This is a genomic window from Salinispora oceanensis (assembly GCF_000383575.1).
Classification (GTDB): domain Bacteria; phylum Actinomycetota; class Actinomycetes; order Mycobacteriales; family Micromonosporaceae; genus Micromonospora; species Micromonospora oceanensis.
In genome coordinates, this window is the sequence record NZ_KB911579.1 from 3,244,350 (window position 1) to 3,267,851 (window position 23,502).

15 protein-coding genes are annotated in these 23,502 nt (G+C 69.1%); 12 read left to right on the top strand and 3 right to left on the bottom strand.

Annotation, left to right across the window (positions count from 1 at the left end; genetic code table 11):
- Window positions 1-304 precede the first annotated feature (304 nt).
- Window positions 305-2,242, bottom strand: coding sequence for an ABC transporter ATP-binding protein (locus SALPAC4_RS0115230; protein WP_019871056.1), 1,938 nt, complete (start codon window positions 2,240-2,242; stop codon window positions 305-307).
- Between the two features lie 360 nt (window positions 2,243-2,602).
- Here SALPAC4_RS0115230 and SALPAC4_RS0115235 point away from each other — a divergent pair, with 360 nt between their 5' ends.
- Window positions 2,603-5,125, top strand: a complete 2,523-nt coding sequence (locus SALPAC4_RS0115235; RefSeq protein WP_019871057.1) for a GmrSD restriction endonuclease domain-containing protein — start codon at window positions 2,603-2,605, stop codon at window positions 5,123-5,125.
- Window positions 5,126-5,158: 33 nt separating this feature from the next.
- On the opposite strand, the gene SALPAC4_RS0115240 is transcribed toward SALPAC4_RS0115235, so the two are convergent.
- Window positions 5,159-6,796 (bottom strand): FAD-dependent monooxygenase, encoded by a 1,638-nt coding sequence (locus SALPAC4_RS0115240; RefSeq protein ID WP_027644462.1) that lies wholly within the window; start codon window positions 6,794-6,796, stop codon window positions 5,159-5,161.
- A gap of 129 nt (window positions 6,797-6,925) precedes the next feature.
- On the opposite strand from SALPAC4_RS0115240, the gene SALPAC4_RS0115245 reads away from it, so the two are divergent.
- The 7 genes from SALPAC4_RS0115245 (at window position 6,926) to SALPAC4_RS0115280 (ending at window position 15,935) form a co-directional block, all read left to right on the top strand.
- Complete coding sequence (locus SALPAC4_RS0115245) at window positions 6,926-7,528, top strand: TetR/AcrR family transcriptional regulator (RefSeq protein ID WP_027644461.1); 603 nt, start codon at window positions 6,926-6,928, stop codon at window positions 7,526-7,528.
- Between the two features lie 1,110 nt (window positions 7,529-8,638).
- Window positions 8,639-10,432, top strand: a complete 1,794-nt coding sequence (locus SALPAC4_RS0115255; RefSeq protein WP_027644460.1) for an AMP-dependent synthetase/ligase — start codon at window positions 8,639-8,641, stop codon at window positions 10,430-10,432.
- A 220-nt stretch (window positions 10,433-10,652) separates the two neighbouring features.
- On the top strand, window positions 10,653-11,024 hold the full coding sequence (locus SALPAC4_RS0115260) for a PadR family transcriptional regulator (protein ID WP_019871061.1): 372 nt from the start codon (window positions 10,653-10,655) through the stop codon (window positions 11,022-11,024).
- Window positions 10,999-11,715: a hypothetical protein gene (locus SALPAC4_RS0115265; protein WP_019871062.1), complete on the top strand. Its 717-nt coding sequence runs from the start codon at window positions 10,999-11,001 to the stop codon at window positions 11,713-11,715. Before SALPAC4_RS0115260 ends, SALPAC4_RS0115265 begins: the two co-directional genes overlap by 26 nt.
- A 74-nt stretch (window positions 11,716-11,789) precedes the next feature.
- Entirely contained in the window at window positions 11,790-13,304 is a 1,515-nt protein-coding gene (locus SALPAC4_RS0115270) for an MFS transporter (RefSeq protein WP_019871063.1), read from the top strand.
- A gap of 58 nt (window positions 13,305-13,362) precedes the next feature.
- On the top strand, window positions 13,363-15,066 hold the full coding sequence (locus tag SALPAC4_RS0115275) for an RCC1 domain-containing protein (RefSeq protein ID WP_020113511.1): 1,704 nt from the start codon (window positions 13,363-13,365) through the stop codon (window positions 15,064-15,066).
- A gap of 38 nt (window positions 15,067-15,104) precedes the next feature.
- Complete coding sequence (locus tag SALPAC4_RS0115280) at window positions 15,105-15,935, top strand: SDR family oxidoreductase (protein WP_019871065.1); 831 nt, start codon at window positions 15,105-15,107, stop codon at window positions 15,933-15,935.
- A 274-nt stretch (window positions 15,936-16,209) separates the two neighbouring features.
- Here the strand turns inward: SALPAC4_RS0115280 and SALPAC4_RS0115285 are convergent, their stop codons facing one another.
- On the bottom strand, window positions 16,210-17,040 hold the full coding sequence (locus SALPAC4_RS0115285) for a phosphatidylinositol-specific phospholipase C/glycerophosphodiester phosphodiesterase family protein (RefSeq protein ID WP_019871066.1): 831 nt from the start codon (window positions 17,038-17,040) through the stop codon (window positions 16,210-16,212).
- Window positions 17,041-17,552: 512 nt separating this feature from the next.
- Here SALPAC4_RS0115285 and SALPAC4_RS0115295 point away from each other — a divergent pair.
- The 4 genes from SALPAC4_RS0115295 (at window position 17,553) to SALPAC4_RS0115310 (ending at window position 23,474) form a co-directional block, all read left to right on the top strand.
- Window positions 17,553-19,253 (top strand): RCC1 domain-containing protein, encoded by a 1,701-nt coding sequence (locus tag SALPAC4_RS0115295; RefSeq protein WP_027644458.1) that lies wholly within the window; start codon window positions 17,553-17,555, stop codon window positions 19,251-19,253.
- Window positions 19,254-19,513: 260 nt separating this feature from the next.
- Window positions 19,514-22,615, top strand: a complete 3,102-nt coding sequence (locus SALPAC4_RS0115300) for an FAD-binding and (Fe-S)-binding domain-containing protein (RefSeq protein ID WP_188116871.1) — start codon at window positions 19,514-19,516, stop codon at window positions 22,613-22,615.
- Window positions 22,616-22,646: 31 nt separating this feature from the next.
- Window positions 22,647-23,051: a hypothetical protein gene (locus SALPAC4_RS0115305; RefSeq protein WP_019871070.1), complete on the top strand. Its 405-nt coding sequence runs from the start codon at window positions 22,647-22,649 to the stop codon at window positions 23,049-23,051.
- 99 nt (window positions 23,052-23,150) lie between these two features.
- Window positions 23,151-23,474 carry a nitroreductase/quinone reductase family protein gene (locus tag SALPAC4_RS0115310; RefSeq protein ID WP_204149419.1) on the top strand — a complete coding sequence of 108 codons (324 nt, stop codon included), beginning with the start codon at window positions 23,151-23,153 and terminating at the stop codon, window positions 23,472-23,474.
- Window positions 23,475-23,502: the final 28 nt, after the last annotated feature.

A 23,502-nucleotide genomic window follows, 5' to 3' on the forward strand; every position in this document is an offset into this window, starting at 1 on the left:
CTTTTTCTCGCCCAGACATCCAGCGGCAATGCATTTCGGTCTATTTTGTCCGTGCGGTGACCATTCTTCCGCATACGAGCTTATCCTGGAAGGTAAGCGCGGTTCGGGCAAAAGTGTCGAGGGGTGAATGCCGGCTACGGAACAGTGGCTGCTGAGCTGCTCCAGCCGCGCGAATTGGGGGCCTTCGGACAGCGCCGGGCGGTGGGGTGGACGGATGTTTGCCTGGAGTCCGCGCTTCGTTGCGAGTTGCGTGAGGTGCTTGGCGCTTCCGCTGCGAGCCCGGCTGCGCCGCCCCCTCACCTGCTCACCTCCGTGCCACAACAGACCCGGAGGTGACCGCGTGGTCGCCGCTGAGTAGCTGCCCCCGCGCCAGCTCCCGATAGAGCTCGTCCTCGGCCATGAGTTGGTCGTGGGTGCCGGTTTTGCGGACGCCGCCGTGGTCCATCAGGACGATCACATCGGAGGCTGCGACAGTCGACAGCCGGTGGGCGATCACTATCATCGTGCAGCCCGTCGCGAGTTCCTCGATCGCTTCGCGCAGTGCCGCCTCGTTGACTGAGTCGAGCTGGGAGGTCGCCTCGTCCAGCAGCACCAGCCGGGGCCGGCTCAGTAACAGGCGACCGATGGCCAGCCGTTGGCGCTCGCCGCCGGACAGCTGCGTTCCGCGGTCACCGATCTCGGTGTCCAGGCCGTCGGGAAGCCGGCGGACCAGGGCGCCGAGGCGGCTGGCCTCCACCACCGCGTTCAGCTGGTCGTCGGTGGTGGCCGGCGCGGTGTAGAGCAGGTTCTCGCGCAGCGTGCCGGCCAGTGCTGGCGCTTCCTGCTCCACGTAGCCGATCTGGCGGCGCAACTCCTTGAGCGGAATGTCCGCCACATCGCGGTCGCCGAGCAGGACCCGGCCCGTCTCGGGCTCGTAGAAGCGTTCGAGCATGCCCAGGATGGTGGTCTTTCCGACGCCGGAGGGGCCGACCAGCGCCGCCTGCGCACCGGCCGGAATGTGGAGTGACACCTCACGGAGCACGGGGACGTCCGTGCGGTAGCCGAAGCTCACCTTCTCGAACGTCACCGACGAGGGCGGCCCGCCGAACGGTACGGTCGGCTCGCTCGACGGCGCGGTCGCCGAGCTCGACTCCGCCGTCGACCCGGCGGTGTCTCCAGCCCCGGCGAGCGGGACGGCTTCGCCGACCATGGGCGCCGCGCTGCCGATTGTCGGCTCGACCTCCATGTCGTTCACCGCCACGATGCGTGTAGTGGCGGCCGAGGCCTTCTGCAGCTGGGTGACCGCATTCACGATGTGAATGATCGGGGAGGCCAGGTACAGGATGTAGAGCAGGAAGGCCACCAGGTCGGCGGCCGAGATACTCCCGTTGGCCACGCGCACCCCGCCGACGCCGAGGACCATCAGGAACGACAGCTGGACCGCGAGGCCGCTGGCGACGCCGACGATGGCGTCCAGTTTGATCGACCGCACGCCCGCCACGTACGACGTGCGGGCCCACGCACTGATCCGCTCGGACTCGCGTTCCTCGGACACGCTGGCCTTCACCGTGCGGATGGCGCCAAGGGCCCGTTCGAGGCCGGCGGTCATCTGCCCAAGCCCTTCCTGCGCCCGCTCGGTGGCGGTTTTGATCCGGTTCAGCGCGGGCACCACACCAAGGCCGACAACCAGTAGGACCACCAGCACCGACACCAGTTGCACCCAGTCCAGGTAGGCCATCAATGCGATCGCTCCGATGAGCGTCACCACGGCGGACACCGAGTCCAGCACGTTGGCCGTGATGACCGACCGCAGCAAGGTGGTGTCGGCTCCGACGGTGGACAGCAGGTCGCCAGACGAACGGCGGTCGTACTCTTTCATGCGCAGCCGCAGCAGCCGGTGCACCAGGGTCAGTCGCAGGCCCAGAACCATCCGTTCCCCCGAACGTTCCAGGATGAACAACTGGATCCCGGACAGCGCGGCGCCGCCCAGCACCAGGGCGACGAGAAGCAGGATGGGCTGCAGCAGGTCTCCGTCCTGACCAACCCGCTCCAGCACCTCTCGTGCTGCCAGGGGCTGGGCCAGCGCGGCGCCCGAGCCGAACAAACCCAGGCCGATGCCCACGACGAGTGTTCTCCGATAGGGCCGGGCAAACCTCAGCAGTGCCTTCAAGCCGGCGGGGTCGAACTGCTCCTCGGCGGTGTTCGGCTGCTTCTCCGTTCCCGCCCCGACCGGAAGTTCCTCGGCCTTCTGTACGTCACCCATTCTGTCTCCCTCACCTACCCGTCGTTTGTCAGCCAGGACAGTGCGGCGGTGCGCTTGGTGACAGCCACTACCGCCTCGCCGGACGGCGCCGTTTCGGGATCACCCTCACCCGCCTGAGTCGACGGTTCGGGACGGCGAACCGAGCTCGGGAAAAGCGTAGACCGCGGACCCAACCTCGAAAGCGGCCCGTCAAAGTCGCCAACGCCGGTTGGATATTGCTGGGCGTTGGGCCCAAGACGACCTGGATAGTTGTCAGGTTCTGGACAGCATTCGATCGGGACTACGGGTTGCTCTATCGATCGGTGCTCTGGTTGTGTTGCCGGCTCAGGAGCGTGCCACTGTGAGTGAGGAGTCGAGCGGATGGTCGCGGCACACGAGACGACGCTGCGGGAGTTGCTGGAGGGCGCGAAGCAGTATCGGGTACCGCTGTACCAGCGGACGTACTCGTGGACGGAAGCTCAGCTGCTCCGCCTGTGGGAGGACATCCGCAAGCTGGCAGACGAGCGGGTCGAGGATCCGGACATGACGCACTTCATCGGCTCGCTGGTGCTCGCGCCCAGCCCGACGAACGGGCCGGCGGGCGTCTCCGAGTTTCTGGTCGTAGACGGCCAACAGCGGCTTACCACCCTGTCCATCCTGCTCTGCGCCCTTCGGGACCACCGGGCCCAGCACGAGGACCCGGGCCACCGGGACCGGATCGACCAGGAATACCTGATCAACAAATGGAAGCCCACGCACCGGTTGAAGGTCGTGCCCACCCAGGCCGATCGACCCGCGTACGAGGCGTGTCTGGACGCCACTCCGCAGGCGGGCGGAAGTGACCGGGTCGGCGCGGCGTACCGGTTCTTCGTGGCCCAATTCGCCGCCGTGGACGACCCGGACGACCCGTTGGACATCCAGGGTCTCGAGGATGCGGTCATCTCGGGGATGGCATTGGTCTCGGTCGTCGCCCAGGCCGGCGACAACGTCTATCGGATCTTTGAGTCGCTGAACAACACCGGGCTCAAGCTCACCCAGGCCGACCTGCTCCGCAACTATCTCTTCATGCGGCTGCCGAACCGTGGTGAGGAGGTATACAGCTCGCTGTGGTTCCCGCTTCAGCAGCAGTTGGACTCCGGTGAGCTTGAGCAGTTGTTCTGGCTTGACCTGGTGCACCGAGATCCCGGGGTCAAGCAGACCGACACCTACACCAGCCAGCAGAAGCGGCTGAACGGCCTGCACACCGAGGCGGAGATCGAGGCCGAGGTGCGTCGGTTCTGCCGGCTCGGTGCCCTCCTGCGGATCATCCTGCACCCCGAGGAGGAGGACGATCCGGAGGTACGGCGGCGGCTGGCCCGGCTCAACGCGTGGGACACGACCACCGTGTACCCGCTGCTGCTGCATTTGTTGGACAGCCGCGAGCAGGGGACGGCCACCTCCGCGCAGGTCGCGTCGGCGATGCGGTACGTGGAGAGCTTCTTCGTCCGACGCCTGCTGATCGGCCGGGCAACCGCGAACATCAACCGGATCCTGCTGCGGGTCGTGACCGATATGCGCGCGGACCTGCCGGTTGACGAGGCGCTGCGGGCGTACCTGTCGGTCGGCCGGAAGTACTACGCCACCGACGCCAGCCTTCGGCAGGCGGTGCGGTCCATTCCGTTCTATCTCAACGGCCGCGCCAGCCAGCGCAAGCTTGTGCTTCGGTGGCTGGAGGAGTCGTACGGCAGCAAGGAGCCGGTGGCCCCGGACTCGCTGACCATTGAGCACGTCATGCCGCAGAGTCCCACCACGGAGTGGCGACGGACGCTGAGCGAGGATCTGCAGGGCGAGGAGACCTTCGCCGAGGTGCACGAGGCTCTGGTCCATACGCTGGGGAACCTCACCCTCACCGGCTACAACGCCGAGCTGAGCAACAGCTCCTTCCTGGTCAAGCGGGCACAGCTGGGCAAGAGTGGGATCTTGCTCAACGGGGAGATCGCCGCGCAGAAGCGCTGGGGCCGCCCCGAGATCTACGCCCGCGCCGACGCCCTCGCCGAGCGGATCATCGCCCACTGGCCGGGGCCCACCGCGGAGGCGGGCAACCGCTCCGAGGTGCCCTGGGACGTCATGAACAAGGCGCTCGCCGCGCTGCCCGCCGGCTCCTGGACGGCGTACGGCGATGTCGCCGCGCTGATCGGCAGCCATCCCGTGCCGGTCGGGACCCGACTGGCCAACCATCCGGCTCCGAACGCGCACCGCGTGCTTCAGGCGGAAGGCACGGTGTCGCCGAGCTTCCGGTGGGTCGACCCCGTCCGGACGGACAACCCGTTCGACCTGCTGCACGCCGAGGGTATCGAGTTCGACAGGTACGGGCGGGCTAGCCAGGCGCAGCGCTTCGGCGTTGAGGAGCTGGCCCAGCTCGCCGGTCTGCCACAGCAGGATGTGTCGCGGAAGTTTCTCCGTCCACGGTCCCGCCGTAGGGACGAGCTCGATGACCGGTTCGTCGAGCAACTGACCGACCTGCAGGATGCGCGGGTTGTGGCCGGAACGCTGGGTGTCATCGAGGCCTGGGTCAAGCTGGGTGGCCGAGCGCTCTACGGCTCGGCCGGCGAGACCTCGTGCTTGCTCATGGCCCGCGGGAAGGACCACGAGCTGGGCAACATCTGGCCCGCGGCGATCTACCCGAGTGGGAAGTTCGAGATCGTGTATCAGTACATGAGCACGCGGACGCCGTTCGACGACATCGCGCTCCGCGAGGAGTTCCGCCAGCGGTTGAACGAGCTGCCGGGGGTCAGGATCGCCGCGGCGAAGCTCGCCCTCCGCCCCGGTCTCCCCCTGGAGGTCCTCGCGGATGCCGCGGCTCGCGAGGCGTTGATCGCGCATCTCGACTGGTTCTATCGGCTTGCGATGCAACCCGGAACCTGACCACGCCGCGCCTGTTGGTCACGCAGCGGCACCTTACGTGCCCGGGTGGGTCCGGTGCGTGGCTCCCTCTTCCCTCAGCACGGCAGACAGGTACCGCTCGATTCGGGTCGGCTCCGGTGGGCCGGCGTAGCCGATGTGCCGGTCCGGCCGGGTCATGAAGGCCGCGGCGCCGGCGTCGTACAACCTCTGGGCGTTGCGGCCCCGGTCGAGGAGGACCGGAACCTGGGCGCGTAGGGCCTGGGCCACCTGCCAGGCGGGGGTCAGTAGCCGCAACTCCACCGCACCGGGCCAACGACGGGCCAGCGTGTCAGCCAGCCCGTTGATCTGTGTGGGCAGGGTCGGGTCGGGCTTCGGCGCGGTCAGCAGGAGGGTGTGGCGGGCGGTGGCGAGTTGGTCGTGTAGGCGCTGCGGCTGGTGGGTGACTCCGTCGAACAGCATCGGGTCGGGCAGGCGGTCCCCACCGTGCAGACCGCCCGCGCGGCCGGTCACCCCGGCGGTGCCGCGGTAGCTGTGGGCGAGCTGGGACAGTCGATAGGCGAGCAGTTGGCGGGCCGGCATGCTGGCTTGTAGCCCGGACAGCACCAGGTCGCGTAGGTGCCGGCGGGGGTCGCTCCGGAACAGCATCGCCGTCGCGCCGAGGTGGGTGAAGCGGACGACCTGTCGTCCGATGCGATGCCGTTCGGCCTGGTAGCTGTCGAGTAACGCGGTCGGGGCCCAGCCGGCTATCACCGCGGCGAGTTTCCAGCCCAGGTTGATCGCATCGGCGACACCGAGGTTGAGCCCCTGCCCGCCGAACGGGGTGTGGACATGCGCTGCGTCGCCGGCCAGGAAGACTCGACCCCGGCGGTAGCTGGTCGCCTGCTTGCGGGCCAGGTTGAAGGTCCAGAACTGGTCGGTGGATTCGATGGTGGCGGGGATGCCGGTCCGGGCCAGGGCCGCCTGCGCGTCGTGGTGGGTGGGGGGTACCAGTCGGCCGGTGGCGTCGATGGTTTGGGTGTACGCCAGCCGGAACCGCCGTCGCCCGGGTAGGGGAAAGACGCCGTAGATCCCGCTGCCGTCACTGGAGAAGGTCATCTCGTTGCGCGGCAACGGCCAGTCGACCACCGCGTCGCAGAGCACCCACGGATCGCTGTACGTGGTGCCGTCGAAATCGATCCCGAGCAGGTCCCGGACCGTGCTGTGCGCGCCGTCGCAGCCGACGACCCATTGTGGCGTGACGGTTTCGGTGTCGCCGTCCGGCGTGGTGAGGGTGGCGGTGACTCCGCTGTCGGTCGAGGTGAGGCCGACCAGGGTGGTGCTGCGGTGCAGGGGGACGCCGTGCCGGGTCAGGTGGTCGATGAGGATCTGCTCGGTGCGGTACTGCGGAATGTCGACCAGGTGCGGGTACGCCGTGTCGTCGAGCACGCGGAAGTCGACGCTGAGGCGGTCGCGGTGGCTCGTTCGCAGGGTGAGCACGTCAACCCGCTGTCCTTCGGCGAGGATCCGGTCGGCCACCCCGAGGTCGCGGAGATGCTCCAGCGTACGGGCGTGCAGCGCGGCGGATTTGGTCAGTGCCAGCGGGGAGGCGTGTTTGTCGATGATCCGGGTGTCGACACCGAGTCGGTTCAGTTGGGCGGCGAGGACCAGGCCGGTGGGGCCGGCCCCGACGATCAGCACCTGTGGGTGTGGCATGTCGTGCACCTCTCTACCGATGACCGAGGACCGATGGCCGATGATCAGCAAAAGCGAGCGCTCGCTCTTTTAGCGTGCACCCGCTCGCTGGACGCCGTCAAGAGCGAGTGCTCGCTTTACGATGAGCGGATGCCGAGAGTCTCCGAAGACCACCGCGCTGCCCGCCGCCGGCAGATCCTGTCGGCCGCCGCCACCCGCTTCGCCCGCGACGGTTTCCACCGCACCTCCATGCAGGATGTGGTGGATGAGTCCGGCCTGTCGTTCGGAGCCGTCTACCGCTACTTCCGCACCAAGAACGACATCGTCATGGCGATCTCCCTGGAGGCGATCGGCGTGATCGAGACGGTGGTCCGCGACGGTGTCCAGGCTGGTCGTCCCGTCGCCGACCTGCTGGCTACGCTGCCCGGCGCGCTGCTCGATCTCGAACAGATCGACGAGCGGATGCGGCTGGCGGTGCAGGCGTGGGGGGAGGCGCTCCGCGATCCAGCCCTTGCCCAGCGGATGCAGGAAGGGCTACGGCGGGCCCGGGCCGCGCTTCGGGAGAGCATCGAGGCCAACTGCGCCGACAGTGGCGTCCACCTCGACGCGGACGCCGCGGCGCAGGTCCTGATCTCAATCATCCAGGGTTTCATCCTGCAGCGCTCCTGGGATCCCCGCCTCGACGCCGACTCGTACGGCCAGGCTGCCCAAGCGTTGATCAGCGGTAGGCTCGGCGGCGCTCCGGCGGGGTAGGGGTTGATGTTGAGCGATCGCTGGCGTGGCGCCATGTCGCCGGAGAAATCTCTCATCGTGAGATGTTCCCCAACGTCGCCCAAGCCACTGAGGAGCATCTGCGGTATTGCCCTGATCTGATCGCCATCCACGAGGAAAGGGTCGTCAAAGGACTCAGCCCCGCTCTTCCCTGAATCCGCTCATTATGCGGAGGGCCGTGGCCGCCCGGGAGCGATTTATCTACGACCTGTACGCCACCTCGCTCACGCCATACTTCGCGCCAAGCTTCCTGGCCTCTACGGGTCCCGACCGGATGCACCGGTACCGCCGCGCACGGTTGATTCGAGATCGACATGGCGGTTGCTTGACTGGCGGCGATCAATGCCTTCGGTCGGGCAATCAAGGGGCGCGAAGCTGATCCGTCATAGTGCCGCGTGCGGTGTCGGCAGCGTGAAGGTCGCTCAGGTGGAAGAGGATGGTGTCTACACCTGGTACTCCGAAACTCATGCCCGCGCTCATCATCGTGCAGCTCATCGGCTGCTCGCTGGCTGCCGTCGCCAGCGAGCAGGGCTGCAGCGGCGGTTACCTGCGGCTGCCGACAGCGTGGTTCGACCGTAAGCCCGAACAGGGTCGATCCGCCGGGATGAAGCTGTGGGTGGGCAGTCAATCTGCACCGGGTGGGACGCTCCGCCCTACGCGCCTACGTCGCCGGCCACCTCGCCGGTCGGGCAGCACCGATGGCGGGGGTTGGTTTGGCGGCGGCTGGTGCTCGATGAGTTGTCCTGGTGCGGCTGTTCTGCTCCGGAGCGTTCTGGGATGGGAGTGGGTGGCCGCACCGGATGGGTCGGTCGAGGTGACCTGCCGGTGTGTGGACTGGCCTGGTGGGCGGAGAGTGGCGCCGAACAGACCTTCCCGTTAGCCGAGAATTCGGTTAACGTGAATGCGCGGTTGGTGGGGCGCAGCAGATCGTTCCCGCCGGCTTGTTTGTGGTCTTCCCAGTAAAGCCGGGCTGTCTGCGTTGAGTCCGGTAACGCACCACTGTCGGAGTACTGAAATCTCTTAACAGGCTGGGCGGCCGGTTCCCCTGATGTCAGCAGCGGCGACCGCCGCCACTGAATATTGGAGGATCGGGTGCGGGAGTCGACATCGCCGCCGCTATATGTGGTGCCGGAGAAGGGTGGGCTCGCTGACCTCGTCGCGGGCAACGCCGCCGAGGAGCCGGATGCGCCGGTGTTCCACCGCAAGGTCGGGGACCGTTGGGAGCCGGTCAGCGCCGCGACATTCTTCAGCGAGGTCACCGATCTGGCCCGTGGGTTGATCGCCAAGGGGGTCGAGCACGGGGATCGCGTCGGCCTGCTCTCCAGTAATCGGTACGAGTGGTCGCTCATGGACTTCGCCCTCTGGACGATCGGTGCGTCGCCCGTTCCGATCTATCTGACCTCCTCGCCCGAGCAGATCGAATGGATTCTCAGTGACTCGGGTTCGGTGGCGGTCGTGGTGGAGAACGCGACGCACGAGGAGGTGGTCCAGGGAATGCGGGGCAGTCTCCCCGCCCTGCAGCATGTCTGGCAGCTCGATGCCGGAGCGGTGGAGGAGCTTCGGGGCGCGGGTGCCGCGGTCGAACCGGCCGTGGTTGACGAGCGTCGGAAGGCCGTCGAGCCAAAGGACACCGCGACCATCATCTACACCTCGGGCACCACCGGGATGCCCAAGGGGTGCACCCTCAGCCACGCCAACCTGCTCGCCGGCTCCGGCAACTCGGTCGCCCTGCTGCGCACCATGTTCGGGCCAGTGGGTGACCTTCCCGCCTCGACTCTGCTCTTCCTTCCCCTTGCCCACGTCTTCGGTCGGATGGTGCAGGTCGGTGCCACGGTGGCGCGGACCCCGCTGGCGCACTGCTCCGATGTAAAGCAGGTTCCGGCGGAGCTGGCCAGCTACCAGCCGACCTTCCTGCTTTCGGTTCCGTACGTGTTGGAGAAGGCATATAACAGCGCCCGACGCAAGGCGTACGAGGGTGGCAAGGGCAAGATTTTCGACCGCGCGGCAGCGACGGCGATCGCCTACTCAGAGGCGGAGAAGCCCGGTCTGGGCCTGCGCCTCCGCCATGCGCTCTTCGATCGGCTGGTCTACAGCAAGTTCCGTGCCGCGCTGGGCGGGAACCTGCGCTACGTCATCTCCGGGGGCGCGGCGTTGGGGGAGCGCCTCACGCACTTCTACCGGGGCTGCGGCATCACGGTGTTCGAGGGTTACGGACTCACCGAGACCAGTGCGGCGGTCACGGTCAACTCGCTGGAGTCCTTCCGGCCGGGGACGGTGGGCCGGGTCGTGCCGAGCGTGCAGATGCGCATCGGCGAGGATGGTGAGGTGCAGTGCACCGGGGGGCCGGTGTTCGCGGGCTACTGGAACAACGAGGCGGCCAACGCTGAGGCCTTCACCGAGGACGGCTGGTTCCGCACCGGCGACATCGGAGAGTTCGACGACCACGGTCACCTGCGGATCACGGGTCGGAAGAAGGAGATCCTGGTGACGAGCGGGGGTAAGAACGTGTCCCCCACCCTGATCGAGGATCGCATCGCCTCCTCCCCGCTGGTCGCCCAGGCGCTCGTGGTGGGGGATGGGCAGAAGTACATCGCCGCGCTCATCACCATCGACTCGGAGTACCTGGAGCACTGGAAGACCAGCGCGGGAAAGCCGGCTGAGGCCACCTCCGCGGAGCTGGCCAATGATCCCGACCTCTTGCAGGAGCTGCAGCGCGCCGTGGACGCGGGCAACGCGGCGGTGTCCACGGCCGAGGCGGTACGTCGCTTCCGCGTGCTCCCCAGCGAATTCACCGTGGAGTCCGGCCACCTGACGCCGTCGCTGAAGATGCGTCGCAAGGTGATCATGACGGACTTCGCCGACGAGGTGGCCGAGCTGTACGACTGATCCACTCCTGGCCGTACCCCGGAAGGCCCTGCGCGTGCTACGTCACGTGTCAGGGCCTTCCGGCGTTCGTGTTCCTGGTAGCGAGCCTCGGGCTGCGTCACGATCCACCTCGGCGCCGGGAGTGAGGGCGGGCGACCGGCGTCCGGTGACCCACTAGTAGACACCGCATAGTACCGGCTGTATTATGTGGTGCATGATAGCGGCAGATCGATCGGATGATGTGGCCGAGCGGCAGGCCCAGCTACTGCGGGGTTGCCTGGACATGTGCCTGCTCGCGCTGCTTGCGGCCGAGCCGGCCCACGGCTACGAACTCGTCCGCCGGCTGGACACCGCCGGATTCGGAACGGTCAGCTACGGCACCGTCTACCCATTGATCACTCGCCTGCACCGCTTGGGTCTTGTCGCCAACGCGCTGCAGCCCAGTTCCAGTGGGCCACCCCGCAAGGTCTATCGCCTCACCGACACCGGCCGCGATCGGCTGCAGGTCTGGCGCGAGCAGTGGGCTCACTTCGCCAACGTGGTGAACACGACCCTCGCCATCCGTTCACCGGAACCAGGAGATGACCATGAGCACGTTGACCCCAGCCGTTGACGGCCTCCTCGCCACCGCCGACCGAGAGTGGCGCACTCTCGGGATCAACCGTCGCGACCGGGTGACGCTCGCGGCCGACCTGCGGGGCGAGCTCGAGGCGGCCGCCGCCGACGGGTTCGACCCGGCGGAGCTGCTCGGCTCTGACCCGGCCGGGTTCGCCCACCGGATCGCCGAGGAAGCCGGCGTGGAGCGGACCCCGCCCCGGTACGGCCAGATCCTCGGCGCGGCGACTGTGGGCGGGGTGGTCTCCTTCATCCTGGGCTGGGCCCTTGTTCTCGGCCTGCACGAGGTGTTCACGACGGCATTCGATCTGTCGCCCGAGGCGCGCGAACGCATGCCAGTCTGGCTCGGCCCCGCCGCTTTGTATGGCCTCGTCGTAGCGGCCGTGGTGGCCGGGGCTATCCGCGCTGTGCGGGTTGCCCAGCGCGACGTGCCCCGGGTCCAACACACCGCGGCGCGGATGGCCCTACTCCTGCCGCCGGCGCTGGTGGTGTCCAGCGCAGCCGCGTCTGCGGTCGGCTGGGTGCTCGGCTATTCGTTCAACCCGCTCGTGATCGGGGTCGAGGTGGCGATCGTCCTGGCGGGCTTTCTCGCCGCAACGACGCTGGCTCGATACTGGACCGTGACTGCCCCGGGTAACCCAGCCACCGAACTCGCTCCCGCTCTGCGGGAGCCGAGCGCGGCGGGGTAGCCGGCGGGCCACGGGGCGGTACGAGCGGGCGGGGCGGCGGGCGGCGGGACAGCGCCGGCAGAATTGTTGGTGTGATGGCTGATCCGCGACCGCCGGCCCGGTACGGCTACCGCAGCCTCGGGGCCGAATCCGGCTTCCGGGTCCGGTTGGCGGGCGCCGCCGCCAGCAAGCTGCAAGCCGGCATGTTCTCCTTCGCGCTGCTCTACGCGGTATCCGCCGGTCGCTCCTATGGTGTCGCCGCGCTGGTGGTCGCGGTCGCCGCGCTCGGCGGTATCGCGGCGCCCTTCCGTGGGCGGCTGCTCGACCGGTTCGGCGACAGGCGGGTCCTGTGGCCCATCCTGGCCGTGCATGTGGTCTCTGTGGCGGCACTGTCGGTCAACGAGGGGCTACATGGGCCGGTGCTGGCCACCTTTGGGCCGGCGCTCGTGGCGAACGTGTCGATGCCTCCGGTTGGGGTGCTGTCGCGGGTCATGTGGCGCAGGATGTCGCAGCCGGAGAATCTGCGGAGCGCGTTGGCGCTCGACGCGGTGCTCACGGACCTCGCCTTCGTCCTCGGACCCGCCCTGGTTGGTCTGTTGACCGCAACCGTGTCGCCGATGGCCGGGTTGGTGGTTTCCAGCGGCTCGAGTGCGCTGGCGACGGTCCTGCTCCTGCGGGCGCAGGCCGGTGGGGAACCTGCCCGGAGAGTAAACCGGGATCAGGCCGGGGACACCCACCGGCAGCCGTTGGCGGAAAGCCGCCGGGAGTCGGCCGGGGGCGCCCGCGGGGAGTCGGTTGCGGGCACCCGCCGAGAGCCGGACGGCACCACCCAGGAGTCGGGACGGGGTGCCGGCGGTGCGCGGCACTGGGTTGGGCCGCTTGTGCTGGGGCCCCTGCGCTGGCTGCTGCTCGTCGCCTGTCTCTTCTCCGCGGCGTTGCACGCCGTGCAGATCGCGCTCCCCGCGGTGGCTGGTCGGTCGGCTGGCGCCGTTCTGGTCAGCCTCCTGTCGGTCGGCAGCATCGTCGGTGGCCTGGCCGTTGGGGTGCTGCGTAGCCGGTGGGTACCGCGCCTGCCCGTTCTGCTCCTGGGGCTTGCCCTCGCGTGTGTGACCCTGGTGCTGGTCGGTCGGCTGCCGCTGGGGCTGTTGGTGGCCGGGTGTCTCCTGGTCGGTCTCTTCATCGGGCCCACCTTCGTTTCCCTGTACAGCGGTGCGGGGGACCTGGCGCCGTCGGGTACCGACGCGGAGACGCAGTCCTGGACCGGGGCTGCCATTCAGCTCGGCGCCGCCATTGGCGCTGCGGCCGGCGCTGCCGCCATCGAGGGCTGGGCGCCGCTGGCCGCGGTCGGGGTGGCCGCTGTGCTGGCATTCTCCGGGGTTGGGGCGGGCCTTCGGGTGACCCGCTCGCCGCGGCAACGCAGTCGAGCGGAGGGCACAAGCGGGAGTGCCCCTACCTCAGAGCTGGGTGAGGCCGACCCCCGTCCGCTGGTTGAGGCCGGCCCCCATCCGTTGACCGAGGTCGGCAGGCTTTCCGCGGTGACCAACAACCTCGCCGTACCACCGGGCGTTGATCCTGGCGGTAGAGGTGTTTCTGCCCGTATTGAGGGATAGGTAACCAGTAGTAGCGGCTGTCCTTCTTGCGGTACTTAACTGCGCGGAGGCGTACGCGATGCAGGGGTTCTCTCAGCGGCTGGGTCGGGGTGCCGGAGGGCGCCGGGCGGGACGCGCTGTCGTCGGATGGTTCGCCCTCGCGCTGGCGGTGACGCAGACGATCGGGGTGTCGCCGACATTGGCGCAGCAGCAGCCCGGATCGACCGCCGCGTCGGAATTCCTGCTGGCCTGGGGGAAGAATAACGATGGGCAGCTGGGTAACGGGAGCACCACCGGAAGTAACGAGCCGATCGCGGTGAGCCTGCCGCTGGGCGTCACGATCACCGCTGTCGCCGCCGGTCGGCATCACAGCCTGGCGTTGACCTCGGCCGGCACCGTGCTCGCCTGGGGCGCCAACCACTTTGGTCAGCTCGGGGACGGAACCCTGGTCGACCGTAGGGCGCCCGTGGAGGTGAGCCTGCCGGCGGGCACCACGGTTGCCGCGGTCGCCGCGGGCGCCACCCACAGCGTGGCGTTGACCTCGGCCGGCACCGTCCTCGCCTGGGGCGACAACGGCTTCGGCCAGCTCGGGGACGGGAGCACGACCCGGCGTACCACTCCCGTCGAGGCGAGCCTGCCGTCCGGAGCCACGGTCACCGCTGTCGCCGCTGCCGAAAGCCACAGCCTTGCGGTGACCTCCGCGGGCGCCGCGTTCGGCTGGGGGCTGAACAACCTTGGTCAGCTGGGCGACGGGAGCACCGACGATCGGAGTACGCCGGCCAGTGTCGCCCTGCCCCCCGGCGCCGAGGTCACCGCGATCGCCGCCGGCCGCCGTCACAGTCTGGCGGTCACCTCCACCGGCACCGCCCTCGCCTGGGGATACAACGCCTTCGGTCAACTCGGGGACGGGACCAACACCCACCGGAGCACGCCGGTCGGCGTCGCACTACCCCTCGGCGCCGACGTTGCCGCCGTGGTGGCCGGCCGCGTCCACAGCGCCGCCCTGACCTCGGCCGGCACCGTCTTCGCCTGGGGGGACAACAGCGCCGGGCAGCTCGGAAACGGGAGCAACAGCAGCAGCAACGAACCCCTCGACGTCAGCCTGCCCACGGGCACCACGTTCACCACCATCGCCTCCCGCGACAGCGACCACACTCTGGTGATAGCCACCGACGGCACCGCCCTCGCCTGGGGGAGCAATGTCTTCGGCCAGCTCGGTGATGGAACCGGCAACAACTCCAACACGCCGGTGACCGTCACCCTGCCCTCCGGTATCACCCTGACCGCCACCGCCGTCGGCGACGACCACAGCCTGGCTCTGCCGGCTCAGCAGGTGGGCTCCGCCACGACCCTGCAGGTCTCGCCGCCCGACCCGACCGCGGATCAGGACGTCACGCTCACCGCCGCCGTCACCTGTGACCTCGGGGACCCAGCCGGCAGCGTCACTTTCCGCAGCAACAACACCGAGCTCGCCACCGTGCCCCTGGACACCACCAACACCGCCACCCACACCACCCGGCTCCCCGTCGGCGCCAACACCCTCACCGCCGACTACACCAGCAGCACCACCGTCTGCCCCAACAGCCAGTCCGAGGCCACCACCATCACCGTCGCCGACCCGACCAGCCCCACGGACCCGACCGATCCCACCGATCCGACCGACCCTGATCTGCCCATCACCGGGGCCAGCCTGCCCGGCCTGCTCGGCGTCGCCACCCTGCTACTCCTCACCGGCGTCAGCTTCATCTACCTCGCCCGCCGACACCGGTCGACCCACCACTGAGGTGATCAGGTAGCGGTAAGGGGCTACCCTTGCGGCCCATGGACCTTCTCGTGGTGGGCGGCAGTGGGCTGCTGGGCCGAGAGATCGTTCGCCAGGCGCTGCGGACCGGCCGTCAGGTGGCGGCGACCTTCCACCGTCAGGCGGCGCCGGTGGCGGGGGTGCACTGGCGAAAGCTCGACATCCGACGCCGCGACGAGGTTGCCGCCCTGGTGCACCAGCTCCGACCGGGTGCGATCATCAATGCGGCCTACCAGCAGGACGACTGGGGCACCACCGCCGACGGCGGCATGTACGTGGCTGCCGCAGCCGCCGCCAACGGGGCCCGCCTGGTGCAGGTCTCCAGTGATGCGGTCTTCTCCGGCGCGGCGGAACGCTACGACGAGACGGATAACCCCGACCCGATCAGCCCGTATGGTGCGGCCAAGGCCGCGGTCGAGACGGCGACCAGGGGCCTGGATCCGAGTGCCGTCATCGCTCGCACCTCGTTGATCGTTGGAGTCGGTGGTAGCTCTCGCCAGGAGCGGCTGGTGCACACCCTCGCCGCCGATCCCACCCGTGGTGTTCTCTTCACCGACGAGCTGCGCTGCCCGATCCACGTCACGGACCTGGCCGCGGCGCTGCTGGAGTTGGCCAATTCCGATCACGCCGGAATCCATCACGTCGCTGGCGCCGATGCGGTCAGCCGCTACGAACTCGGCCTGCTCATCGCCCGCCGCGACGGTCTCGACGAGACGGTCCTGCCCGCCGGCCGCCGGGCCGACACCACCGTTCCTGGTCCGATCCGGGTCCGCCTCGACTGCACCGAAACCCAGTCAAAATTGACCACCCAGCTTCGCGGTGCCCGTACGTTCCTTGCCCCACCCGCCTAACTTGATCTTTAACTTGTGCGGCGTGGCCTCGGGAAGACAACCTCTCCCAAGAAGAAATCGACCAATCCCCGGCCACGCCGGCACAGGTTAGAGACCAAGTTAGGCCGCCTTCGAGGATCGGCTCGCCCTGGTCAACGACTGATCACCTTAACAACCAAGATCAGCCGTTGACCGGATCCGAGATCCTCCGCGTTGACGCATAGGGACGTGGGCAGGTAGGTGCGCGCCCGTCACGGAGCCGCCCTCTCTGGTCGGATATCGCGTCGGGCGGTCGTCACCGTGTCGGCCCACGTAGGAAGTTCTCCAAGCCAGCCAGGTCGTCGGTATTGATGTGGTCCACCCCGGCCGCGCGTAGCTCGTGCCAGACGGCCTCTCGTTGCGCTCCGGGCTCGTCAGGCGTGGCCCAAAAGCGCACCCGCTGCCCGTTCTGGTGCGCGGCGGCGATGATGTCGCGCAGCTGGGTTTGTTGCTCGGTCGGCATCGGGCCGACTCCCTGCCAGGTGAAAAGATTGTTCCAGTTGTCGCTGATCAGCGGCATGAACGCCGAAGTGGCACCGGTGTCGAGATCGGACATCCGGCCGTCGTAGAAGGCATACCGAACTGACTGGTCTTCCATCAGGTCCCGGGGCCGGTCCCCGCTGATCACGACCGTCACCGCGCTGGTGTGGACCTGGCCGAAGTCGTACCGGGTGAGCATCTGTTGGTACGACTGTAGGACCTGGTCGAGTTCGGTGTACGTCTCCGTGCCGGTGTTCTTGATGTCGACCAGCAGTTGCAGCGGCTGCGGGCTACCCGGATACACCTGGCCGTTGTTGCTGGCCACCCGGGCCGCGAGCGGGTCCAGGTAAAGATTCTGCAAGGTCCGGCCCGGTCGCAGGTCCCAGAAATCGTGACCGACCAGCAGTTCGTCGCCGACCAGGTAGATGTCGGCCTCGACGCTGGTGAAACCGTGATCAAGAGCGTCCAGCAGTGGCCGCTCGTGCTCGTAGTCGTTGTGTGCGTGCGCCTGTGCTAGTGGGCAGCTACTGCCAGCCCCCCAGGCGGGTGCTGCCCCCAGCAGCATCGTCGCCACCAGGCCCAGGGCCACCGACAACCGGCGAAGCATGAATCAACCTCCGAGGGTTTGTAACGCTCAAACGACACGGATGCTAGGCGCGGCCGGCGGCCGGCTGCCCAACCCACTGTTAACTCCAGCTGTACTTTGATCCGACAAATCCGCATGCCGCCCCTCGGTGCCATCCCTGGGGAAGGCGGCGTGACCTGCTGGAAAATCCCCAGACCCAAATGCCGCGGTGTCCGGTGGATCGTTAGGTCCTCAGTCGGTGTGGCGGGCAACCTCGGGATCGTTCACGAAGTCGTGCACGGTGGCATGGTCAGTGCCGCGAAACTGACGCAACAAGAGGCGCGGCGTAGCCAGCTCCATAGCGGCACATGCGTTCACTTTTATTCGGAGGCGGGCGAGCTGGTTTCGGCCATGGAACACCGCTGGGCTGGTATTTCGATCGGCGGATCGACCAGGGTCATGTGGTGGGCGTTTCTGCGCGTCGATCCGCTAAGGACCGCTAATAATGACTTCTGTCCTATTAGCGGAGGACTTTCCGCTCGGAGGTGGGTGCGATGCAGGGAATCTGCCAGCGGCGTGGCCGGGGCGGCGGAGTGCGGCCGGTGCGGCGTGCGGTCGCCGGTTGGTTCTCCCTCGCGCTGGTGGTGGCGTTCTCGCCGGTGATCGGCGGAACGTCCGCGTCGGCGCACCGCCAACCCGGATCGGCGCAACACCAACCCGGATCGACCTCCGCCAGCTCCGACGCGATCTTCGCTTGGGGTGGGAACGCCGGGGGTCAGCTGGGCGACGGGACCACGGACAACAGCAGTGAGCCGCTCGCGGTGCGCCTGCCCGCGAGTACCACGGTCGCCGCCGTCGCTGCCGGTGAGCGCCACAGTCTGGCCCTGACCTCCGCGGGCACCGTTCTCGCCTGGGGCAGCAACTCTGCAGGCCAGCTCGGTAACGGGACCACCGTCAGCAGCGGCGAGCCCGTCCCGGTGCGCCTGCCCGCGGGTATCCGGGTCGTCGCCGTCGCCGTCGGTGCCAACCACAGTGTGGCGTTGACCTCCACCGGCTCGCTGCTCGCCTGGGGCGCCAACCACTCCGGCCAGCTCGGCAACGGCACGGCTACCAGCAGCAGCACTCCCGTCGTGGTGCGCCTGCCGACGGGTACCGTGGTCGCCGCGGTGTCCGTGGGTCGCGACCACAATCTGGTCCTGACCGCGACCGGGCCGGCGGCCCTGCTCGCCTGGGGGGCGAACAGCGAAGGCCAACTGGGCGACGGAACCGTCTCCGGTCGCAGCGTCCCGGTCGCCGTTGCGCTGCCACCCGGCCCCACCATCACCGCCGTCGCTGGTGGAGGCGGCCACAGCCTGGCGTTGACCGCCGACGACACCGCCCTGGCCTGGGGCGACAATGCTCGCGGTCAACTCGGCGACGGCAGCACCACGGACAGCCTCGTACCCGTCCCCGTCGCTCTGCCCGTCGGCACCGAGGCCACCGCGGTCGCCGCCGGCCGTACGCACAGCGCGGTGCTGACCTCCGCGGGAACCGCCCTTGCCTGGGGCGGCAACCAGCGGGGGCAGTTGGGGAACGGCTCCACCTCCGACAGCAGTGAACCGGTCTCGGTCAATCTTCCGATCGGCCTGCGCCTCACCGCTATCGCCAGTCGCGACAGTGACCACAACGTGGCGATAGCCAGTGACGGCACCGCCCTGGCCTGGGGCGTCAACTCGCAGGGGCATCTCGGGGACGGGACCACCACCGACAGCGCCACTCCCGTGGCGGTGCGCCTGCCCACGGGTACCACGTTGGACATGATCGCCGTCGGCAACGACCACAATCTGGCCCTGTCCACGCTGCCTGCGGCTTCCGCGACGGTCTTGCGGGTTTCGCCGCCGGACCCGACCGCGGATCAGGACGTCACGCTGACCGCCACGGTCACCTGCAACGCCGGCGACCCGGCCGGCAGCGTCACCTTCCGCAGCGACAACACCGACCTCGCCACCGTGCCGCTGGACAGCACCAACACCGCCACCCACACCACCCGGCTCCCGGTCGGCGCCAACATTCTCACCGCCGCCTACACCAGCACCACCAGCGCCTGCCCCAACAGTCAGTCCGAGGCCACCACCATCACGGTCGCCGAGCCCTCCGAACTGCCCACCACCGGTCCCAACCTGCCCACCCTGCTCGCCGCGGCAGCCCTGCTGATCGTCGGTGGCGCCGCCCTCATCCACCTCACCCGTCAGCGCCGGCCAGGTCATCCGTACTGAGGCCCTGGCCCTTCGCTGTTGGCCGGACCAGCAGCGGCGCCCCAACTCCCGGTTGACCTTGGGTCCTCGCGGGGCTCCCCGGCTGATCGGAGAACGCCCGGGGAGGGGGTTTATCGGCGTGCGGCGCGGGTACCCGGCCCGAGATTTACGTCAAGTCGGTAGCACGGGGACTAGTGGGATGAAACGGGCGGGAGCGCGGCGTGGGGGGTAGGGGAGCGGCGAGTTCACGTGCGGCGGGAGCGGCGGCCGTGAGTGAGGTCATGCTGCCCCAACCGGTCGTGCGCGCACCCGGACCGGCGCTGGAGGTCGACCTGGCCGCCCTCGCCGCCGACCTCCGGGCGGAGGTGGACGGCGAGGTCCGGTTCGATGCCGGTTCCCGGGCCGCCTACTCCACCGACTCCTCCAACTACCGGCAGGTGCCGCTCGGGGTGGTGCTGCCCCGGACGATCGAGGCGGGGGTGGCGGCGGTCGCGGTGTGCCGTCGGCACCGGGCGCCGCTGGTCTCCCGAGGCGGTGGCACCAGCCTGGCCGGACAGTGCACCAACACCGCCGTCGTGCTGGACTGGTCGAAGTACTGCAACCTCCTGCTGGAGGTGGATCCGCAGGCGCGGACCTGCCTGGTGGAGCCCGGCATCGTCCTGGACTCACTCAACGCCCAACTCGCGTCGACCGGGCTGGAGTACGGCCCCCGCCCGTCCACCCACAGCCGCTGCACCCTGGGCGGCATGCTCGGCAACAACTCCTGCGGCGCCACCGCCCAGCGGACCGGCAAGGTGGTCGACAACATCGTCGAGTTGGAGGTACTGCTCTACGACGGCACCCGGCTCTGGGTCGGGGAGACCAGCGACGAGCAGTACGCCGAGATCCAGCTCCGGGGTGGCCGACCGGCCGAGATCTATCGGCAGTTGCGGGCGCTGCGCGAGGAGTACCTCGCCGACATCCGTACCCGCTACCCACACATTCCGCGCCGGGTCTCCGGGTACAACCTCGACAGCCTCCTGCCGGAGAAGGGCTTCCACGTCGCGCAGACCCTGGTCGGCTCCGAGGGCACGCTGGTCACCATTCTCCGGGCGCGGTTGCGGCTGGTGCCCGTGGTCAAGGCGTCCGCCCTCGTCTTTGTCAACTATCCGGACATCGCCGCGGCGGGTGACGACGTCATGCGGGTGCTGGCCCACAAACCGGTCACCCTGGAGGGGATCGACCATCGGCTGGTCGCGGACGAGCGGCGCAGACGCGAGCGGCCCGCCGGGCTTCGGGAGATCCCCGAGGGCGGCGCCTGGTTGATGATCCAGATGGGCGGGGACACGCCAGGGCAGGCCCGTGCCGCCGCCAGTCGACTGATCGCCGCCGTCCGTGGCGGCGGTGCGGGGACCGTGCACGAATTCAACGACCCGGCCCACGAGCGGCAGATGTGGCAGGTCCGGGAGTCATCCCTGGGAGCGACCGCACAGGTACGGGGCTCCGAGCGCACCTGGCCGGGCTGGGAGGACTCGGCCGTCGCCCCGGAGAAGCTCGGCGACTACCTGCGGGACCTGCGACAGCTCCTTGAGGAGTACGGCCTGGACCAGGCGTCGCTGTACGGCCACTTCGGGCAGGGGTGCGTGCACACGCGCATCCCGTTCGAGCTGAACACCCCCGACGGGGTGGGGCGGTTCCGCTCGTTCCTGGAACGGGCGGCTGACCTGGTCACCTCCTACGGCGGATCCTGCTCCGGTGAGCACGGGGACGGCCAGGCCCGGGGCGAGCTGCTGCCGAAGATGTACGGTGGCCGGCTGATGCGGGCGTTCGGCCAGCTTAAGGCGATCTTCGACCCGGACGACCGGATGAATCCGGGCAAGACCGTGTCGCCCTACCCGCTCGACAGCCACCTGCGGTTGGGCGTCGACTATGACCACGGCCCGGTGCGGACCACCTTCGCCTACCCCAACGACGAGGGTAGTTTCGCCAACGCCGTGCTTCGCTGCGTCGGGGTGGGCCAGTGCCGCCGGCACGACGGTGCGGTGATGTGCCCCTCCTACATGGTCACGCGGGAGGAGGAGCACTCCACGCGAGGCCGCTCCCGGTTGCTCTTCGAGATGCTCGACGGCGGCGCCCGGGGCGGCAGCATCGACGACGGGTGGCGCTCCACCGCTGTCCGGGACGCTCTCGATCTCTGCCTGGCGTGCAAGGGCTGCAAGGCCGACTGTCCGGTGAATGTGGACATGGCGACCTACAAGGCGGAGTTCCTGTCGCACCACTACGCCGGGCGCCTCCGTCCCCGCGCGCACTATTCGATGGGGTGGCTGCCGGCGCTGGCGGCGGTGGCCGGAATCGTGCCGAGCGTGGTGAACGCCCTCACCCACGCGCCCGGTCTGGGCCGGCTGGCGAAGGCGGCGGGCGGCATCGACCAGCGGCGCGACATCCCGACCTTCGCCGAGGAGAGTTTCCAGCGGTGGTTCGCCCACCGGACCCCGACCGGGGACGGCCACCGCGGCGAGGTGCTGCTCTGGCCGGACACCTTCACCAACCGGCTCCATCCCGGGGTGGCCCAGGCCGCGGTGGAGGTGCTGGAGTCCGCCGGATGGCGGGTCCGGGTACCGGAGGGGCCGGTGTGCTGCGGGCTGACCTGGCTCTCCACCGGTCAACTCGGCGTCGCCAAGCGGGTGTTGCGGCGTACGGTCGCGGCCCTTCGGCCCCACCTGCGGGCGGGTACCCGGGTGGTTGGTCTGGAACCGAGCTGTACGGCCGTCTTCCGTAGCGACGCCTACGAGCTCTTCCCGGACGACGAGGATGTCATCCGGCTCCGCCAGCAGACGGTCACCCTGGCGGAGCTCCTGCAGGAGCACAGCCCCGGCTGGCAGCCGCCGCGGCTGGCGGCACACGCGCTGATCCAGACCCACTGCCACCAGCACGCCGTCCTGGGGACCGCCGCTGACCAGGCGGTGCTCACCAACGCTGGGGTGCGAGCCGACTTTCTCGATTCGGGCTGCTGTGGCCTCGCCGGAAACTTCGGCTTCGAGCAGGGGCACTACGAGGTCTCTGAGGCCTGCGCCGAACGGGTGCTCCTGCCGGCCGTTCGGGACGCCAGCGACACCGATGTGATTCTCGCCGACGGGTTCAGCTGCCGCACCCAGGTCGAGCAGAGCGCCTCCGGCGGCCGCACGGCGATTCACCTGGCCGAGTTACTGCGGGCGGGGTTGCACGGTGAGTCGGTGGTGTCTCACCCGGAACGGCGCTGGGGAGGCCGGCCGCAACCGCCGTCCCGGCGGGCGCGGCTGGCCGCGGTCGGGCTGGTCGGCCTGGCCGTACTCGCGCCGGTGCTCGCCCTGGTCGAGTCGAAGGCGCGGCGGTGGGGGAGCTCGAGGCCGCGGCGGCTGTGGTGAGGCGGGTTGGCATCGGATGGGGGCGGTAGCGATGGTGGCGAAACAGGCGCCTGCCCGGATCATGGGCCGGGGGGAGCTGACCCCGACCGCGGCGGTGGGGGAGCTGACCCGGTTGGTCTGGGGCGGGCTGCTCCTGGCCGCGCCCGACCAGGTGTTGCGGGTGATGGGCGGCGATCCGGGTTCGACCCCGTCGACGATCCTGCGGGTGCTCGGAGTCCGGCACCTGGTGCAGGCCGCGGTGCTGCTCCGATGGCCGACGCCGGAGGCGTTCCGGCTCGGTGCGGTCGCCGACGGGCTGCACGCGCTGACCGCGGTGGCGCTCATCGCCGATCGGCGACGGCGTCGGGTCGCCTTGACTGACGCCGCCGTCGCCACCGGCTGGACCATCCACGACGGTGTCGCCGCGAGCCGGGCGGGCGCCCGCGGCCGACGGTGACGGGCGCCTGGTGGCGCCGAAGAGGGCCGTCCGGCGGGCGGCCCGGTTATGACCACGGAGGACAGTGCCGTCCACCTGCGGAGATCTATGGTTGGCCGGATGCGAATCAAACCAGCTGTGGACCGGTTTAACGCCTGGTTCGCGTCGTTCCAGTCCTCGCCCTGGTGGCGACGTCGCTTTACGGTCATCACCTACACCGGTCGGCGCTCCGGCCGGACGTTCAGCACGCCGGTGGCGTACCAGCGGGCCGGGAACACCGTAACGATCGGGGTGCGGATGGCCGACGCCAAGAACTGGTGGCGCAACTTCCTCAACGGCGGTCCGATCACCTTGCAGCTCGACGGCGTCCCCCGCACCGGTCACGCGGCTTCCACCCGCGACGATCGGGGCCGGGCCTGGGTCACCGTGCGGCTGGACAACTGAGCTCGTCCAGCGGTGCACTCCGGTGACC

Bases quoted from the DNA above. Each gene is read 5' to 3' on its own strand.
- SALPAC4_RS0115275 (WP_020113511.1), top strand. From the start codon at position 13,363: ATGCAGGGGTTCTCTCAGCGGCTGGGTCGGGGTGCCGGAGGGCGCCGG.
- SALPAC4_RS0115230 (WP_019871056.1), bottom strand. From the start codon at position 2,242: ATGGGTGACGTACAGAAGGCCGAGGAACTTCCGGTCGGGGCGGGAACG.
- SALPAC4_RS0115300 (WP_188116871.1), top strand. From the start codon at position 19,514: ATGCTGCCCCAACCGGTCGTGCGCGCACCCGGACCGGCGCTGGAGGTC.
- SALPAC4_RS0115285 (WP_019871066.1), bottom strand. From the start codon at position 17,040: ATGCTTCGCCGGTTGTCGGTGGCCCTGGGCCTGGTGGCGACGATGCTG.
- SALPAC4_RS0115305 (WP_019871070.1), top strand. From the start codon at position 22,647: ATGGTGGCGAAACAGGCGCCTGCCCGGATCATGGGCCGGGGGGAGCTG.
- SALPAC4_RS0115270 (WP_019871063.1), top strand. From the start codon at position 11,790: ATGGCTGATCCGCGACCGCCGGCCCGGTACGGCTACCGCAGCCTCGGG.
- SALPAC4_RS0115235 (WP_019871057.1), top strand. From the start codon at position 2,603: ATGGTCGCGGCACACGAGACGACGCTGCGGGAGTTGCTGGAGGGCGCG.
- SALPAC4_RS0115245 (WP_027644461.1), top strand. From the start codon at position 6,926: ATGCCGAGAGTCTCCGAAGACCACCGCGCTGCCCGCCGCCGGCAGATC.
- SALPAC4_RS0115310 (WP_204149419.1), top strand. From the start codon at position 23,151: ATGCGAATCAAACCAGCTGTGGACCGGTTTAACGCCTGGTTCGCGTCG.
- SALPAC4_RS0115280 (WP_019871065.1), top strand. From the start codon at position 15,105: ATGGACCTTCTCGTGGTGGGCGGCAGTGGGCTGCTGGGCCGAGAGATC.
- SALPAC4_RS0115240 (WP_027644462.1), bottom strand. From the start codon at position 6,796: ATGCCACACCCACAGGTGCTGATCGTCGGGGCCGGCCCCACCGGCCTG.
- SALPAC4_RS0115265 (WP_019871062.1), top strand. From the start codon at position 10,999: ATGAGCACGTTGACCCCAGCCGTTGACGGCCTCCTCGCCACCGCCGAC.
- SALPAC4_RS0115295 (WP_027644458.1), top strand. From the start codon at position 17,553: ATGCAGGGAATCTGCCAGCGGCGTGGCCGGGGCGGCGGAGTGCGGCCG.